This is a genomic window from Mucilaginibacter panaciglaebae (assembly GCF_039539265.1).
In the GTDB taxonomy this organism is placed as follows: domain Bacteria; phylum Bacteroidota; class Bacteroidia; order Sphingobacteriales; family Sphingobacteriaceae; genus Mucilaginibacter; species Mucilaginibacter panaciglaebae.
In genome coordinates this window covers 97,080-115,397 of record NZ_BAABCV010000002.1, presented here as the reverse complement: position 1 = coordinate 115,397, position 18,318 = coordinate 97,080, and the positions used below count along the sequence as shown (strand labels likewise).

General features: G+C 43.1%; 11 protein-coding genes. 8 read left to right on the top strand and 3 right to left on the bottom strand.

Annotated features, from left to right (window positions below; translation table 11 throughout):
* The first annotated feature begins 7 nt into the window (after window positions 1-7).
* From ABD772_RS02790 to ABD772_RS02760, 7 genes are all read left to right on the top strand, one after another.
* The gene (locus ABD772_RS02790; protein ID WP_345100907.1) at window positions 8-1,417 is read left to right on the top strand and encodes an efflux transporter outer membrane subunit; all 1,410 of its coding nucleotides are present in this window, start codon (window positions 8-10) and stop codon (window positions 1,415-1,417) included.
* Between the two features lie 288 nt (window positions 1,418-1,705).
* Window positions 1,706-4,444: a ThuA domain-containing protein gene (locus tag ABD772_RS02785; protein ID WP_345100906.1), complete on the top strand. Its 2,739-nt coding sequence runs from the start codon at window positions 1,706-1,708 to the stop codon at window positions 4,442-4,444.
* 396 nt (window positions 4,445-4,840) lie between these two features.
* On the top strand, window positions 4,841-5,104 hold the full coding sequence (locus ABD772_RS02780; RefSeq protein WP_345100905.1) for a hypothetical protein: 264 nt from the start codon (window positions 4,841-4,843) through the stop codon (window positions 5,102-5,104).
* A gap of 84 nt (window positions 5,105-5,188) precedes the next feature.
* Entirely contained in the window at window positions 5,189-7,915 is a 2,727-nt protein-coding gene (gene ligD, locus ABD772_RS02775; protein WP_345100904.1) for a DNA ligase D, read from the top strand.
* A gap of 200 nt (window positions 7,916-8,115) precedes the next feature.
* Entirely contained in the window at window positions 8,116-10,107 is a 1,992-nt protein-coding gene (locus ABD772_RS02770) for a PAS domain-containing sensor histidine kinase (protein ID WP_345100903.1), read from the top strand.
* Window positions 10,100-10,540 carry a response regulator gene (locus ABD772_RS02765; protein WP_345100902.1) on the top strand — a complete coding sequence of 147 codons (441 nt, stop codon included), beginning with the start codon at window positions 10,100-10,102 and terminating at the stop codon, window positions 10,538-10,540. Before ABD772_RS02770 ends, ABD772_RS02765 begins: the two co-directional genes overlap by 8 nt.
* A gap of 15 nt (window positions 10,541-10,555) precedes the next feature.
* Window positions 10,556-12,850 carry a PAS domain S-box protein gene (locus ABD772_RS02760; RefSeq protein WP_345100901.1) on the top strand — a complete coding sequence of 765 codons (2,295 nt, stop codon included), beginning with the start codon at window positions 10,556-10,558 and terminating at the stop codon, window positions 12,848-12,850.
* A gap of 176 nt (window positions 12,851-13,026) precedes the next feature.
* Here the strand turns inward: ABD772_RS02760 and ABD772_RS02755 are convergent, their stop codons facing one another.
* On the bottom strand, window positions 13,027-14,763 hold the full coding sequence (locus ABD772_RS02755; RefSeq protein ID WP_345100900.1) for a phospho-sugar mutase: 1,737 nt from the start codon (window positions 14,761-14,763) through the stop codon (window positions 13,027-13,029).
* 226 nt (window positions 14,764-14,989) lie between these two features.
* On the opposite strand from ABD772_RS02755, the gene ABD772_RS02750 reads away from it, so the two are divergent.
* The gene (locus ABD772_RS02750) at window positions 14,990-16,375 is read left to right on the top strand and encodes an SGNH/GDSL hydrolase family protein (protein WP_345100899.1); all 1,386 of its coding nucleotides are present in this window, start codon (window positions 14,990-14,992) and stop codon (window positions 16,373-16,375) included.
* Here ABD772_RS02750 and ABD772_RS02745 read toward each other — a convergent pair.
* Together ABD772_RS02745 and ABD772_RS02740 are read right to left on the bottom strand one after the other, a co-directional pair.
* Complete coding sequence (locus ABD772_RS02745) at window positions 16,372-17,604, bottom strand: hypothetical protein (protein ID WP_345100898.1); 1,233 nt, start codon at window positions 17,602-17,604, stop codon at window positions 16,372-16,374. The two genes, ABD772_RS02750 and ABD772_RS02745, sit on opposite strands and share 4 nt — an antisense overlap.
* Window positions 17,594-18,172, bottom strand: coding sequence for an RNA polymerase sigma factor (locus ABD772_RS02740; protein ID WP_345100897.1), 579 nt, complete (start codon window positions 18,170-18,172; stop codon window positions 17,594-17,596). Before ABD772_RS02740 ends, ABD772_RS02745 begins: the two co-directional genes overlap by 11 nt.
* Between the last annotated feature and the right edge of the window lie 146 nt (window positions 18,173-18,318).

Below are 18,318 nucleotides of genomic sequence, written 5' to 3'. Positions count from 1 at the left end.
TACAACAATGAAAAATATCAATAAATATCTTTTGTTACTTACGCTGGCACTGAGTGCCTGCGGGGTATCGAAGGATATCAAAACACCACAGGCTGCCTTGCCTGAAAACTTTAGAAATGCTGCTACCACAGACACAACCAGCATTGCTGATATCCCCTGGAAGGATTTCTTTACCGATGCCGAATTGCAAAAACTAATTGACAGCGCTATCATTAAAAATTATGATATGCAGCTGGCGGTTAAAAATATCGAAGCATCGCAGTTACTTGTAAAACAGGTTAAATGGAACTATGTCCCTGCAGTTGGGCTGAATGTTACCGCGAGCACCAGCCGCCCGTCAGACAATAGCCTGAATGGATTAAGCCTGAGTAATGCCGGTATCAGCACCAAACATATTGAAGATTACTCAGCCAATCTTTCACTGTCGTGGGAGGCCGATATCTGGGGTAAGATACATAATCAAAACAGAGCGACTTTAGCAGCTTATCTGCAAACGGCAGAAGCCAGAAAAGCTATACAAACTAATATAGTTGCATCAGTAGCTCAAGGCTATTATAACCTGCTGATGCTGGATGCACAGCTGCAAACCGCCCAAAGCAACGTAAGGCTGAATGACAGTACGCTTAATATTATTAAGCTGCAATATAATGCCGGTCAGGTTACTTTGCTGGCGGTGCAGCAGGCACAAGCCCAACAACAAGCTGCTGCCGCCTTGATCCCTCAGTTTGAACAAAATATAGCTTTGCAGGAAAACGCCTTACGTATCTTAACCGGTGAACTACCAGCCGCTATAGAGCGCACTAAAAAACTGAACGATATAAGGTTTGCCGAGAATTTACCATCGGGCCTACCTTCAGCGCTGGTGGGCCGTCGCCCTGATGTAAAAAGCAGCGAGTTGGCCCTGGCTGTTGCTAATGCTAATGTGGGCATCAATCAGGCTGAAATGTACCCGGCTTTACGTATAACTGCGCAAGGGGGTGTTAACTCTTTTAAAGCAAGTAACTGGTTTAATGTTCCGGCTTCGTTATTCGGCGTCGTATCAGGCAGTTTGATCACGCCATTGCTGGATCACAAAGTATTAAAGACTAATTATGAGGTGGCTAAGGTAAATAGAGAGAAAACGGTGATCGAGTTTAGGCAAACCGTGTTAAATGCGGTAGGCGAGGTATCTGATGCCTTAGTAAAAATTGACAAATTAAAAGAGCAACAGGACATTGCGGCAGCCAGAGTAAATACCTTACAGCAGGCTACATCAAATGCCAACCAGCTATTTAAAAACGGCTTGGCTAATTATCTGGAGGTGATCACCGCTCAAGGTAATGTGCTGCAAAGCGAGTTAGAGCTGGCCAGTATTAAAACCGAGCATTTGAAAGCGGTAGCTGAATTATACCGTTCGCTTGGTGGCGGCTGGAGATAATATCGCGTTGGCGAAAAAGTTATTAAACAATAGCGATGGGTTTCAAACCCATCGCTATTTGTCATTTTGACCACAGAAGAAATCCTATACACGAGCAATCACTTACCTGTGTATGGACCTCTTCTTACGTTGACATGACATCTGATTAATTATAACATGTAAAGAATAAGTTACGTGCAATCGATTGCTTTTTTTAAAAAAGTTTGAGGTTTTGTTTGGATTTTGAATACTTTTAGCGGTTATAATATCGTAAAGTCAAAACCAAACAATATAAACCCTTACTAATCGATGAAATTTAAGTTATTTAGTTTTTTGGGCCTTAGTTTACTGGCCGTTTTCACGACGGTAAACTTTGCCAATGCACAGGTTAAATCAAAACCGCGTATCCTGGTGTTCAAAAAAACAGCAGGCTTTCACCACGGCTCAATTCCACTGGCTGCACAAGCCATTATGAAAATGGGGCAGGAGAACGGTTTTTTAGTTGATACCACAACCGATGCCAGTAAAATTGCAGAAAGCAATCTTAAAAAGTATGCAGCGCTTGTTTTTGCCAGTACAACAGGCGATATCCTGAATCAGGCCCAACAAGCCGACCTGGAACGCTACATGCAGGCGGGCGGTAGCTTTGTTGGTATCCACGCTGCTGCAGACGCCGAGTATAACTGGCCCTGGTATGGCCGTATGGTGGGTGCCTGGTTTGCGCATCACCCGGCACAGCAAATGGCAACGTTAACCGTTGTAGACAAAAACTTCATCGCCACTAAAATGTTGCCTGCCGAGTGGAAACGCAAAGATGAGTGGTATCATTATAAAAATGTATCCCCGGATATCCATGTACTGATAAACCTGGAAGAATCGTCACTTAAGTACAATAAAAATGGCAGTGATGATGCTTTTAAAATGGGCCCGAATCACCCGATTGCCTGGTATCATACTTTTGAAAATGGTCGTGTATTCTATACCGGTTTAGGCCATACCGATGAATCATACAGCGAACCTTTGTTTTTGCAGCATTTGCTGGGCGGTATCAAATATGCTATCGGCAATAATGCGCCTTTGAATTATGCTAAGGCAAAAACTCCCCGCGTACCGGAAGAGAATCGTTTTAGCAAAGCCCAATTGGTTCAGGGCGCTTTTGACGAACCGACGGAAATGACCATTCTGCCAAACCTCGACATCTTAGTTGTACAGCGTAAAGGCGAGTTTATGTTGTATAACCACCTTACACATAAAGTAACTCAGGTGGGTAAATTAAATGTTTACTCGCACACACTTACCGAAAAAGGTAAAGGCGTTAATGCCGAAGAAGGTTTATTAGGTGTGCAGGCCGATCCCGATTTTAAAACTAACCACTTTATCTATGCTTATTACAGCCCGCTGGATACGGTTGTAAATCGTTTATCGCGCTTTGCTTTTGTGAACGGAAAAATCAATCTTAAGAGCGAAAAGATCATTCTGCAAGTAAAAACAACCCGAGAGATATGCTGCCACACCGGTGGTTCAATTGCATTTGGTAAAGATCATATCCTGTTTGTTTCGCAAGGCGATAACACAACGCCGTTTGATGAGCCAAATGCGGGCCGCGGTAAAAATCCGCCAAATTCTTATTCATATTCTCCGCTTGACGATCGTCCGGGTTTTGAGCAGTATGACGACAGAAGAGGTTCAGGTAATACTAATGACCTGCGCGGTAAGATCATGCGTTTAAAAATTCATCCTGACGGGAGCTATACTATCCCCGAAGGAAACCTGTTCCCTAAAGGGACACCAAAAACCCGCCCCGAAATTTATGTGATGGGTAACCGTAACCCTTACCGTATCTCTGTCGATAAAAAGAACGGCTTTTTGTACTGGGGCGAGGTTGGTCCGGATGCCAGCAACGATAGCCTGGCAACACATGGTCCGCGCGGTTATGACGAGGTTAACCAGGCCCGTAAAGCAGGCAACTTTGGCTACCCGTATTTTGTAGGTGATAACTATCCTTACCGCAATTATGATTACGCCACAGGTAAGGTTGGCGAGCCTTTTGATCCTAATCATGTGGTTAATACTTCGCGTAACAACACCGGTTTAACAGACCTGCCTAACGCGCAGCCTGCGTTTATCTGGTACCCGTATGCGGTATCGCCACAGTTCCCGGAGTTAGGATCTGGCGGTCGTACTGCGATGGCTGGCCCGGTTTATCATTCAGAGTATTATAAAGCTGCCGGTAAGTTGCCATCATACTATAACGATAAATTGTTTATTTACGACTTTATCCGTAACTGGATCAAGGTGGTGACCATGGACGCTGCGGGTAACCTGGTATCCATTGAGCCGTTCATGAACAGTACCAAATTCAACTCAATGATAGACATGGAGATGGGCCCTGACGGTAAACTGTATATCCTTGAATATGGTAACAGCGACGGCTGGTTCAAAAAGAACAAAGATTCTGGCATAGCCCGTGTAGATTATAACGCCGGTAACCGCGCACCGGAGATCGCCGATATTTCGGTAGATAAATCATACGGTGTTTTACCACTAAAAGTAACGCTGAAGGTTAAAGCGTCAGATCCTGAAAACGATAGGATGACTTACACCTGGAACTTTGGCAACGGCATTAAAAAAGTTACCGCTGCGCCTTGGGTAGCCTACACTTACCCAAAAGCGGGCAACTTCAAAGCATCGGTTACGGTTAAAGATTCTAAATTAAAATCGACAACCAGTAAACAGGTCGTTATCGCCGCAGGCAGTACAGACGAGCCGATCGATCCGTCATCAAAATTTGCCGCCGGTCAGACATTGGTAATGTCAATGGACTGCAAATCATGCCATAAAGCACATGAGCATGTTATTGGCCCTGCGTTTGCAGATGTGGCTAACAAGTACAAAGCTAACAGAGCTACTTACCGTCAGCTTACTGAAAAGATAAAAAATGGCGGTAACGGTGTATGGGGCGATGTGATGATGCCGGCGCACCCTGATTTAAAACCAGAAGAAGCTAAACAAATTTTGGATTGGGTATTTTCTTTAAAGAAACAATAGCTGTTTTTATCAGCGCTAAAGCCGGAGCATGATTGCTTCGGCTTTTTTGTTTTAGGATGGCAACCTCTACTTGTTAGCTTTGTTAGCTTATCGCTTTGCAACCGCTCATAGCCGCGGGGGCCTAGTTACTTTTCCTTAGATGAAAAGTAACCAAAAATCAAGTAAGGACAACCGCTTCCACCTCGCGAGGGCCATACTCCCGGCCGCGCGCCCTGACAGGCCTTTACCCGCTTTGCAGGGTAAGGCCCATGAGCGCAAAGAAGCATTTCGGATGACTTGATTTTTGGTTCTTTGTATCAAGATAAAGAACAAAGCCTTAGCGGCAATTGAGCGCTATACGAGCGATTTGGAATCGAACCATTTTCCGTATATTTTGTTATACTATAAACCAATTGTATGGAACGATTTCCGGAGTTAGAAAGCCCTCAAGTCGCGCTAATTAGTGCGGATGTTAATTCAGGTCAGGTGCTCAACGTCGATCTGGTTCCTGACCAGCAGAATGGAAGGGGAGTTTATAAGGTATTTAACAATATACAGGACGCGGTAGCTTATGCAAAAGCTGTCATTGCCGAAAAGAAAACCATTGAATGCGTCATTCAGGGTCCAGACCAGGAAACCATTCATTATATCACGCCCGAAAACGTTAAAAACTTTGGTTGATCAAGGCTAACGGTGCGTCATCGAAACTTTTCGCTAAAACCATTTTTTCTTTCCCGCTGTTAAATAACAATTAAGTACGTTGTTATGAGTCTGGAAAAATATGTAGAGAAGCGCGATTTTACCAAAACTGCCGAACCCAAAGCCGGCCGAAGCAAGGATAAAGATCATTTGATGTTTGTGATACAAAAGCACGACGCCTCGCGCTTGCATTATGATTTCAGGTTGGAGATGGACGGCGTACTTAAAAGCTGGGCCGTACCTAAAGGCCCCTCCCTTGATCCGAAGGTAAAACGCCTGGCTATGATGGTAGAAGATCACCCGTTTGACTATGCTAATTTTGAAGGCATTATTCCAAAAGGCGAGTATGGCGGGGGGACAGTGATTGTTTGGGATGAAGGTACTTATGAACCTATCGAAGAGATAAAAGGCAAAAAGGCCCAGGAAAAACATTTGCTGCAGCAGCTTGAATCAGGATCAGTAAAGATCAAGCTGCACGGCGAGAAACTCGAAGGTGAGTTTGCGCTGGTAAAGACCCATGGCATGGGAGAAAATGGCTGGCTGCTTATTAAACATAATGACGAGTTTGCGTCGACTAAAGACATCACCAAGAAAGATAAGTCTATACTGTCCGGCAAAACCATTGAAAGCATGGAAAAAACCAGCGAAAAGGTTTGGCAGCATGGGCACGAGGAGAACCTGAAAAAAGAGAAGGCGAAAAAAGAAGCCTCGTCGCCTCAGGATGGAACAGCCGATAACCTGGGTGAAGAGCAGGATGTTACTAAAGACATTGATGTAGCGGCATTGCTTAAATCGGCGCCTAAATCACCCATTCCAAAAAACATAAAACCCATGAAAGCCACTTTGGTGAACGCGCCTTTTGACGACCCCGATTGGGTTTATGAAGTGAAGTGGGACGGCTACCGCGCCGTAGCGGTGATTGACAAAAAAGGGGCTGAGCTGATATCACGAAACAATATTCCTTTCGATAAATATTATCCCATTAACCAAATTTTAAAAGACTGGCAGGTCAATGCCGTAATTGACGGCGAAATATTGGTACTGAATGACAAAGGCCTGTCGGACTTTGGTGCGCTGCAAAACTGGCGAAGCGAAGCCGATGGTAACCTGGTGTATTATGTATTCGATATTCTTTGGTATGAAGGTAAAAACCTGATGCATTTGCCGCTCGTCCAACGTCAGGCAATATTAAAAGAAGTACTGCCGGCAAATGATGACCGTGTGCGCCAAAGCAAAGTTTTCCCGGTTAAAGGGATCGAGTTTTTTGAAGCGGCCGAAAAAATTGGCTTAGAGGGCATTATCGCTAAAAAAGCCAGCAGTGTTTATACTTCAGACCTGCGCTCAAAAGAGTGGCTCAAAATTAAGGTGCAGCGCCGCCAGGAAGTGATCATTGCCGGGTTTACGCGAAATGAAGGAACCGCCAAAGCCTTTAGTGCCTTGGTTTTAGCTGTTTACAATGGTAAGAAGCTGCATTATGTAGGCAAAGTTGGTACCGGCTTTTCAGATAAATTACAAAAGGAGATGATGGCTAAATTTAAGCCGTTAATTACGGATAAGAGTCCTTTTGACGTTGAGCCTGATGTGGACAAGCCGTCGAGGTTCCGCCCACAGCGATTAGGTGCCAAGCCAACCTGGTTAAAACCCGAATTGGTTGGCGAGGTGGCTTTTGCCGAAGTCACCAGCGATGGTATTTTTCGCCAGGCATCTTTTAAAGGCTTACGCGAAGATAAAGATGCAACCGCTGTGATTTTAGAGGTGCCGAAAGATACCCAAGAAACGGTGGACGAAGCCGAAAAAGCGTCGCCCCAGGAAACAACTCATGAGGCCATTGAACCTCCGAAAGATACAGACCGCAAAACACTGCTCAATCCTAAAGACGAAACACAAGTACGCAAAATTTGTGGTCACGAGCTCAAGTTTACCCATTTAAGTAAAGTTTACTGGCCGGAGGACGGGGTAACCAAGCGCGATATGTTTAATTACTATTATCGCATAGCTGATTATATTTTGCCTTACCTGAAAGACCGGCCGATGTCGCTTAACCGTTTCCCGAATGGTATACATGGCTCGAGCTTTTATCAAAAAGATGTGAAAGGTAAAGCTCCCGACTGGGTGACTAAAACCTTCCCATACACTACCAGCGATGGCGAGCATAAAGAGTATCTGGTTGGATCAGACGAATCATACTTGTTGTGGATGGCATCTCTGGGTTGTATTGAAATGAACCCCTGGTTTAGTCGTTATAAATCGCCGGACAACCCTGATTATTGCGTGATCGACCTTGATCCTGATAAAAACACTTTTGATCAGGTAATTGAAGCAGCGCAGGAGGTGCGGAAGGTATTGGATGCGCTGGATGTTCCTTCTTATCCGAAAACATCCGGCTCGACGGGTATGCACATTTATATTCCCTTAGGGGCTAAGTACGATTATGATCAATCGCAGATGTTTGCCAGGATCATTGTCTCGCTGGTACACAAGCAAATTCCGGACTATACCAGCCTTGAGCGCATGATAGCTAAACGCGAGGGAAAAATGTATCTCGACTTTTTGCAAAATCGCCCCGGAGCTACCATTGCCGGGCCTTATTCATTACGCCCTAAGGTAGGTGCTACCGTGTCCATGCCGCTTACCTGGGACGAAGTAAAACCAGGCCTTACTATGAAGGACTTTACCATTTTTAATGCCTTTGACCGATTAAAAGAAACAGGCGATTTATTTAAAGGGGTGTTAGAAAAGGGTATAGATCTTGAGCAAACCATTAAAAAAGCTAAAAGCGTATTTGGCAGTTAGCGCGACTAGGCAGGTAACTTAAACATTTTTAGATAGTTAAATAGTGTACAATTTTTAATAAATTATTGTCGTCCAAGTTTCGTTCAGTTTGTTCACTTTAAACACCAGGGTTGTAGGAACGGAACGATTATATATTTTTAAGCTTGCGTCTATACGGGCTTTTTGCGATGTTTCCTCATCCTTACATCGCAAACTGCCAGATGCTTTATAATCATCTGACACCTAATCTATTTTTTGTGCTTAACCAGGACATTGATCGTAGTGTATTAAGTCATAGTTTTGACGAAAAGCTTTTTCGCTTATTGGTAGCGAGTATAAGCGACTATGCCATATTTATGGTTGACCCTAACGGCTATATCATGAGTTGGAACCAGGGCGCACAAAATATCCATGGCTATACCGAAGATGAGATTATAGGCCAACATTTGTCTGCCTTTTATACCAGCATTGATAACAAGACTAATGAGTGGAGTAAAAATTTAAGTATTGCGCTTAAAAATAATGTTTGCAATACACAAGGCTGGCGTGTGCGCAAAGATGGTTCGGTGTTTTGGGCCAGCGGCACTTTTACAACGATTTATAACGATACCGGGCACCTGGTAGGTTTTGCCAAAATAACCCGTGATATCACCACGCAAAAACAAAAGGACGAACAAAAAGAAGAACGTCACGCCGAGCTCGAAAAGAAGCTTGAAGAGAATACTGAACAGATCATAGCTAACGAGATCAGATTCAGAAAACTGATAGAGAACAGCCATGACGGTATTGTCCTTTTAGATAGAAATCTCAATATTAATTTCAGAAGTAAATCTGCCGCGCGGATTAATGGCTGGAGTGATGGCGAACGCGCCGGACGCGAGTTGGATGATACGGTGCATCCGCAGGATGTATTGAAAGTCAAAAAGCTTTTTAGCCAAGTACTGGCAAGCCCTGGAAAACCCATTATATCCATCTATCGTACCAAACACAAAAAAGGCCATTACATTTGGATCGAGTCGCAATTTATTAACTGGTTGAATGATGTCAATATCCAGGCAATAGTATGCAATTTCAGAGATATAACCGCCCGGATTAAAAGCGAAGAAGAGGTTAAGATTAAAAATGATCAGATTGAAAACATACTAAACAGTATTGCCGATGGATTTATAGCGCTGGACAAAAATTTTTGCTATACGTACGCCAATAAACGCATAGGCGAGATCATGCGCCGCGACCCGAAGCAGCTGATAGGCAAATATATCTGGACAGAGTTTCCAGATGTCATAGACTCAGATACCTACAGGGCTTTTAACAAGGCCGTGTCACAGAAAGAATATGTTTGTAATGAAGACTACTATGCCCCGCTAAATCTGTGGCAGGAAAACCATATTTACCCTATGCCAGATGGCGGACTAACCGTTTTTGTACGCGATATATCTGCCCGAAAAACGGCAGAGATCGAAATAAAACAGCTTAATGAGAATCTGGAAAAAAAAGTAGCCGAACGTACCGTCCAATTGGAGGCCGCCAACCAGGAACTGGAGTCATTTTCATACTCGGTATCGCACGATTTACGGGCACCATTACGTGCCATTAATGGCTATGCCATGATGCTGAAGGAAGACTTTGAGGACAAACTTAGCGCCGAAGGTAACCGGGTTATTAATACCATAATCACTAATGCCAGGCTGATGGGGCAATTGATTGATGATCTTTTAGCCTTTTCGCGTATGAGCCGCAAGGAAATGGTGGCTATGAAAGTAGATATGGATGCCCTGGTTAGGGTTTGTGCCCGCGAGGCAATTCAGCATCAGTCATCTTTACCTGAAATTATTATCCATAAACTACCCCCATGCCATGGCGATTTTAATTTGTTGCGGCAAGTACTGCTTAACCTTCTCGGCAACGCGGTAAAGTACAGTTCAAAAGCAGAGCATCCCGTCATAGAAATAGGTAGTATTAAAGATTCAGAAAAAAGAATTTATTATGTCAGGGACAATGGTGTGGGTTTCGATATGAAGTACACTAAGAAGTTGTTCGGCGTATTTCAGCGCCTGCATAGTGCGCAGGAGTTTGAGGGCACCGGCGTTGGCCTGGCCTTGGCAAAACGTATTATTACTAAACACGATGGCCACATCTGGGCCGAATCGGCACCGGGAGCTGGTGCCATATTTTATTTTAGCATACCCATCAAATTGAACAGAAATGAGTAATAACGAAATAGAAATATTACTGGTTGAGGATAATATAAATGATGCCGAACTAACTATTCGCTCGCTTAAAAAAGTTAACCTTGCCAATAACCTGGTTCATGTACAGGATGGCGAAGAAGCGCTGGATTTCATTTTCTGTGAGGGTAAATTTGCAGGTCGCAATAAACAACAACACCCAAAAGTTATCCTGCTGGATATAAAAATGCCAAAGGTAGACGGCATAGAAGTTTTACGCCAGATCAAGACCAATGAAGCAACTAAGTCAATCCCTGTTGTGGTCATGACTTCGTCGCGCGAAGAGCAGGACATCATCACCAGCTACCAATTGGGTGTAAACAGCTATGTTGTAAAACCGGTAAACTTTGAAACATTTGCGAAAGCGGTTTCTGATTTAGGGTTATACTGGTTAATTACTAACCAAGCCCCCATATAACCTTAAAAATATACCGTGGCGGACAACAAACTAAAAATATTGCACCTTGAGGATATGCCGACCGACGCCGAGTTGGTTGATATGACGCTGAAAAGGTCTGAGTTGATATTTGAAAAGATTGTGGTTGATAATAAAATAGATTTCATCACGGCTATCAATGAATATAAGCCCGATATTGTGTTGTCTGATCACTCTTTGCCCTCCTTTGATTCAATCGAAGCTTTTGAGATATTAAAGCAAAGCAAGCTGAATATTCCTTTTATACTCATTACGGCCACCATATCGGAAGAGTTTGCGGTTGAGATTATGAGAAACGGCGCAGCCGACTATGTGTTAAAAGACCGTATGCAGCGCCTGCCCAAAGCCATTGAGAATGCATTGGATAAAAACAGGTTAGATGCCGAGCGGAAAAAATATATGAACGAGGTGATAGCCAACGAGTCGCTTTTGCGCGAGGCGGAGGATATTGCTAACATAGGAAGTTTGGATATCGATATCAAAACCCAGGTGGCACAGTGGTCGCCGGGTTTGTACCATATTTTAGGGGTCAGGATTGGCGAGATCCAACCATCTTTTAGTAGTTTTTTTAACCAGGTACATGCGGATGATGCCATACGTATAAAACGGGAGATGGACGAGGCTATAGCCAATGCAGGTTATGTTAATCTTAATTTTAAGTTAAAAACATATAAGGATGACGAGATTAAACATCTGCACGCCAAACTGCTGATTGAAAGGGACAGTAAAGGTGCAGCAGTGCATATAAAAGGCTTCGCTCAGGATATCACCGAACAAAAGCTGGCTGAAGAAAAAATACAGGAAGCTTCTGAAATGCAGACAGCTATCTTAAACGCGCTACCACCAAACATCGTACTCATTAACGAAAAGGGAAAGATCATTGCCGTTAATGAATCATGGAAAAAACTGGCTTTGTTTAATAACCTGGGGATACCTAACTATGGTTTGGGCTATAGTTATCTGGCGATATCTGAAACCGCTACTGGTATAGATAAAGCTACCAGCGCTAAAATTGAAGCAGGTATCCGCGATATTATCCGGGGCAATAAAAAGGAATTTGTAATGGAATATGCGTCGCTGGGTGGCAAAGAATGGTACATGATGGTGGTAACACCCCTGGCCGACCATATGCAAAAAGGCGCTGTTGTGTTGCATACTAATATTACCGATAGAAAAGTAGCCGAAGAACTACTGCAAAAGTCGGAAGCCAACCTGCGTACGGTGTTTGAAAATCTTGATCTGGCCATCATATTGTTTGATACCGATCTGAAGGTGATATCATGTAATAGCAATGCGAGTGAAGCCATGATGCGGCATTTTAGCAAGCCTTTAAAAATTGGCAAACCCATCATCAATTATCTGCCCAAAGAGAGGCGTCGGTATGTACGCAAGGCTATTGACAAAGTAAAAGCACATAAAGTGGTTGCTTATGAATCTAATTTTGAGCTGCCCGACGGAGAGCGTGAATGGTATGATGTTAAATGGGTAGGTGTAACCGATAAGCAGAACGAAATCGTAGGCGTTATCCTGACCTTTAAAAATATAACAGAAAAGAAAAACCGCGAATCTGAGCGCGAAAGTATGACGGCCGATTTGGCACAACGTAATAAGGATTTGGAGCAGTTTACCTATATCATATCACACAACTTACGCGCGCCGGTGGCTAATATACAAGGTTTGGCATCCCTTTTAGGAGATACGGAACCCGGCAGGGCCGAAAGTAATGAAACATTGGAAGCTTTGGCGGTATCGGTAAATAATCTGGATAAAGTCATCCTTGATTTAAACCAGATATTGCAGCTTCGCAGTCAGATTAATGATCAAATAGAACTGGTTTCGCTGACTGCATTAGTTAATGAGATTAAGGAAGGTATAAGCCAAATGATAGCCAAAAACGAAGTAGTCGTCAACAGTAACTTTAACGCTATTGACGAATTGTATATCCTGAAAAGTTACTTGTACAGCATATTGCAAAACCTTGTTGTAAATAGCATTAAATATCGTAGAGATGAAGTTACCCCGGTAATAAACATTAACAGCAAAGTATCAGGCGATAAAATAATTGTATCAGTTAAAGACAATGGCAAAGGGATCGATCTGAATAAATATGGCGCGCACTTGTTTGGCCTGTATAAGCGCTTTGACTGGAGCGTAGAAGGTAAAGGGGTAGGGTTGTTTATGGTAAAGATGCAAATTGAGAGTCTCGGCGGCTCTATCAGCGTAAACAGTAAACTGAACGTTGGTACCGAATTTACTCTTGAATTCCCAAGGGTTGTGCAATCTCCAAATTAATATTTTTTATTTACGATAAATTCGTAATATGTTAAAATATGTTAATTATCTACGAATATATCGTAGATAATTAACATAATTGATTAGCTTTGTATTTACTTTATAATATACCGATCTTAAAACAAAGGCTGCCGGATTAATGGCAGCCTTTGTTTTAAGATCGGTATCGATGTAATTTATACGCCCAGATCTTTAATGATATTGTCAATCTTAGCATCTAACCCGGCATCGGTTTGTTTGTAGGCTTCTTTGCTGGCCAACTGGCCATTTACGCTACAATAAAACTTGATCTTAGGCTCAGTACCTGATGGGCGCGCAGAGATAATGCTGCCATCCTCTGTAACAAACTGCAACACGTCAGACACCGGCAGCTCGATAGGCGAGGCGGTATTCGATGTAAGATCTGTTTCAACTTGTCGCTCGTAGTCTTTTACCTTCACCACCTTTGAGCCACCCAAAGTTGCCGGCGGGTTGGTGCGGAACTTTTCCATCATCGCCTTTATCTCTTCGGCACCGGCCTTGCCTTTTTTAGTAATAGATATCAGTTTTTCTTTGTAGAAACCGTACTGCACATACATATCTATCATCGCCTCAAACAGGCTGCTGCCTTTATCTTTATAAAAAGCGGTCATTTCGGCAATAAAGGCGGCTGATACTACAGCATCTTTGTCGCGTACTAACTCACCAACAAGGTAACCATAGCTTTCTTCGCCACCGCCAATAAAGGTTTGCTTACCTTCAAATTTGGTCATCAGTTCGCCAATGTATTTAAAGCCGGTAAGGGTGTTGTAGTAAGTTACGTTTTTAGCTTTCGCGATAGCTTCTATCAGATTGCTGGTAACAATGGTTTTAACAATGTATTCTTTACCGGTAAGCTTTCCTTTTTCTTCCCAGGCAGTGAGCAGGTAATTGATCAGCAAACTGCCGGTCTGATTGCCGTTAAGCAGGATAAACTCGTTATTGTTGTTTTTCACGGCGATGCCTACGCGGTCAGCATCCGGGTCTGTTGCCAATACCAGGTCGGCGTCAATCTCAGCGGCTTGTTTAAGTGCCAGGGTTAAGGCTTCTTTTTCTTCGGGGTTTGGGTAAACCACCGTAGGGAAGTTTCCATCAGGGGTTTCTTGTTCTTTAACAACCGTTACATTTCTGAAGCCAAAGCGATATAAGGCTTGAGGCACCAAGGTAATGCCCGTACCGTGGATAGGTGAGTAAACGATGCTTAGATTTTCCTGACGTTTAATAGCATCAGGAGATACAGATAGCTCGGTGATCTTATCCAGATATTCGTGATCTATTTCTTCGCCGATTATTTCAATATTTTCTTTTACACGTTCAAATTGGATATCGTCCACACTTGATATAGCCGCTACCTCGTCCATCACTGCTTTATCATAAGGCGATACAAACTGGCCGCCATCGGCACCGTAAGCTTTGTAGCCGTTGTACTCTTTAGGGTTGTGTGATGCAGTCAGCATTACACCGCTTTTGCATTTTAAACGACGAACTGCGTAGGATAACTCCGGAGTAGGACGCAGGGCATGGAAAAAGTAAACCTGTATACCATTGGCCGAGAAAACATCAGCAGTAATATTGGCAAACACGTCAGAGTTATTGCGGCTGTCGTGTGCTATGGCAACGCTTACCTTTTCGCCCGGATAAGTTTTCTTTAAAAAGTTAGCCAAACCCTGAGTGGCCGCACCAATGGTATATCTGTTCATGCGGTTAGAGCCAACGCCCATAATGCCCCTTAAACCGCCGGTGCCAAATTCCAGATCGCGGTAAAATGAGTCGGTTAATTCGGTAGTAGCATTGGTGTCTATAAGGCGCTGTACTTCGGCTTTAGTATCTGCATCATAATTTCCGTTAATCCATGATTGTGCCTTTTTCAGAACGTTGGGATCTAATTCCTGCATATAATTGAGGTGTTGTGTGTTTAATAATTATGATAAAAATAAATGTAATGCGTTTTTGTTTTGCTTAAGATATTTTAATACACTCCGGCGTTTTAAGCAACCAAATATAGAGGTTTAATTGCAACCAAATCAACCTAAATAATAACCGAATATACTTACTGCTCTGGGTTAAATAAATGCTTGTGCTATATTTGGCCCAACCAATTAATACCTAATAATCATTTCCATGAGATCAATTATCATAGCGCTATGCCTGTGCCTGACATTTTCTGCAATAGCGCAAACCATACAACCTTTTAAACAAGGCGACAGGGTGGTGTTTGTAGGCAACAGCATAACCGACGGCGGGCGTTACCATGCCTATATCTGGCTGTATTACATGACGCATTATCCAACACGCCGCATTACTTGTTTTAATGCCGGTATTGGCGGCGATGTAATAGAGCAGATGGCCGACAGGTTCGATTACGATGTGCTTTCAAAAAAACCTACTGTGCTAACGCTTACCTGGGGCATGAACGATAGTGGTTATTTTGAATGGTACCGAAAAGACGCGCAGGAATTTATGGATAAGCGGCTGGTAAATACTTATGAGACTTATACCAAGCTGGAAAACCGTTTAAAATCGATGCCGAAGATCAGAACAATTCTGATTGGTGGCTCGCCTTACGACGAGACGACGAAGTTCTCATCAAAAAATTATTACCCGGGTAAAAGCGCCCAGTTAGCCAAAATTGTTTCTCATCAGGAAGAATCGGCTAAAAACAATCATTGGGGATTTGTTAATTTTTACCGCCCGATGGACGCCATTAATAAACGTGAACAAGCACGCGACACAGCCTTTAGTCTGACACCGAATGATAGAATCCATCCAGATAATAATGGTCACCTGGTGATGGCTTACTTTTTTTTAAAGGCGCAAGGTTTAGCAAATGATGTAGTAGCCGATGTAAGCGTTAATGCTGCTGATAAGAAAGTTGAAAAGGCAGTTAATAGTACCGTTAGTAATATTGCCTTAACTCATAATGGCATCAGCTTTACCTACCTGGCTAAATCTTTACCATACCCTCTCGACACTTTGCCCCGAGGCTGGGGTAGCCGTTTTCCGCAATCAGATGCTTTGAAGGTGGTGCCTTTTATGAAAGAGTTTAACCAGGAACTGCTGACCGTTAAAAATTTAAAGGACGGTAGGTATGATCTGGTAATTGACGGAGAACGTATGAAAAGTTTTACAGCCGCGCAGTTGTCGTCAGGCATCAATATGGCCGATATCGCTAACGCTCCACAATATCAGCAGGCCATTCAAATCCGTGAATTAAACGAAGAACGTTGGGACATTGAGCGTCGTATACGTATGTATGTTTGGGTAGAGTACGATTTTTTGAAGGGAAAAAAACTGTTACACAATGACAGCAACGCCGCATTGGACTCGGTGAAGAAATATTCAGCCAAAGATATCTTCCTGAATGCTAACAAAGATGTTTACACCCGCGCGCGCTATGTTGCGCTGCGCGATGCCTGGCAAAAAGAAATGGATGTGCTGATCAATAAAATTTATGCTATTAACAAACCTGTTGTACACAAAATCGAGCTTATACCGGTTATTGATTAGAAGCTAAAACTTAAGTTAAAGCCACCTTGGGTAAACCGAATATTTTGTGAGGATATAGGGTTAAAAGGTATTTTGATAAACGGGCCAAAACTAAATTGGCTTTTACCAAAAGTCTGCTTTTTACCTGTCGAAAAAGTATAAAAACCAATATAGCTGGCTAATTGCTCTTTGCTTTGTTCGGTGCTTTTGGCACTGGCCAGTTGAATAGCCTGGTGTGGGCTGCCTTTGCCGTCAAACTGGGTAATTGTTTGGGTTGTTGGTGTAAAGTAATGATAAGCCAGTTGATTGTTCAAAACTGCCACCGCCGATATCCCGGCGTTCACATAAAATCCGCCGCTTAGCTGATATTTAAAGTTAATTGGCAATTCAATGCCGTTAATGTCGAGGTTACTGCCTTGCAACTGTATGATAGCGTTGCCTCCGGAATTTTCGGTTTCTGCATGTAATGATGCAAAACCTAAGCCGCTACCCAGAGACAGATGATCACTGACAGGATAAAAAACTTCCAGACCCGCACCAAAACTCATTTTTTTATTGCCGACTGACGGATTGATGGCAAGCGCATATGTCAGGTTGTGGTTTGATTTCTTTTTGTCATCGGTAACACGGTTAGTCAGGCTATCATATAGACTATGGCTGCCAGGCGGAACTTTTTTAACCGGCGCATTTGCTATTAACGTTTTGGATGTGTTGTTTCTTGAGATGGCGGTAGCTGTAGAGTCAAGACTAGTCTGCGTTTGAAGCCGGTTATTGCTTCCAGAGCCGGGGTTACCATAAGTATCTGTTGTTACCAGTTCATTGTTCGCGGCTGCATTCAACTGATGTACTACATGCGCGTTAATTGTTTTTTTTGACTTAACCAATTGACGCCGAACAGAACTCATTGGCGCACGATTTTTACCGGCCGGTCGAAACACATTTTCCACGATTGCGTCTTTAGTCGGCTCGGCATCAGAAGGCTTTTGCGACACGTTAAGCTGGTTTGGATTTGTATTAACCCTGCTTACCTGTTTATGGGTACTATTGATTTCCCGTTGATTGGTATACCATACTCCGCCCAGAAATAATAATAAAAATACTGCGGCAACACCTGCATAGCGCCAAAAGACAACTATGCCACGTTTGCGCTTGCGATTACGACGGAAATCTTCCCAGGCACCTTGTTCATAAGGCTCTTGCCATTCATGTGCCGCATCCCTGATCTCGCTGAATAAATCTTTATCTTCCATAGCTGGTTTCCATTAGATGCCGATAGCAAGCCATTAATTTAATTTTTGATCGGCTAAGATATACGCGACTGCTGGATGCAGACATATTTAGCCGTTTGGCAATCTCACTATGTGAGAAGCCTTCAATTTCATATAAATTGAAAATCAGTTGTTGAATAGGCGGCAGGCAATCCAGCAAAGCAATTATATCGTTATAGGCCAACCTGTCAGGCATTTCAATAGCGATATCTTTAAATTGTTCCTTGCTCATGTCCTCTATATACAATAAGGTTTTGCGGCTTCGCAGACGATCGATGACTACGTTTGCCATAATCTTACCAATCCATCCTTTAAAAGCCTTTTCAAGTTCTTCAGGCGGTCCATCGAAAGCAAAACGATCAATCTTTTTAAAAATACGCAGGAAAGCCTCATTGACAAGCTCACGGATAACATCGCGTTCTCTGATATAACGATACGCTACGCCTGCCAGATAGCCATAAAAACACTTGTACAGTAATTCTTCGCACTTTCTGTCACTCAGTACGCATCCTTCAACAAGCTGATTTAACGGTAGTTCCTGTTTTCCCACTGGCGGTTAATTAGGTAGCATGGCCTATTCCGCCATGCTACGCTGTTGATTAATTATTGCTGTGCAGGATATGTAACTTCTGTTTTGGCAGAAGTGTCAACAATGGAAGCAGGCCTGGCAAAAGCATTTGCATGCTATATAATCTA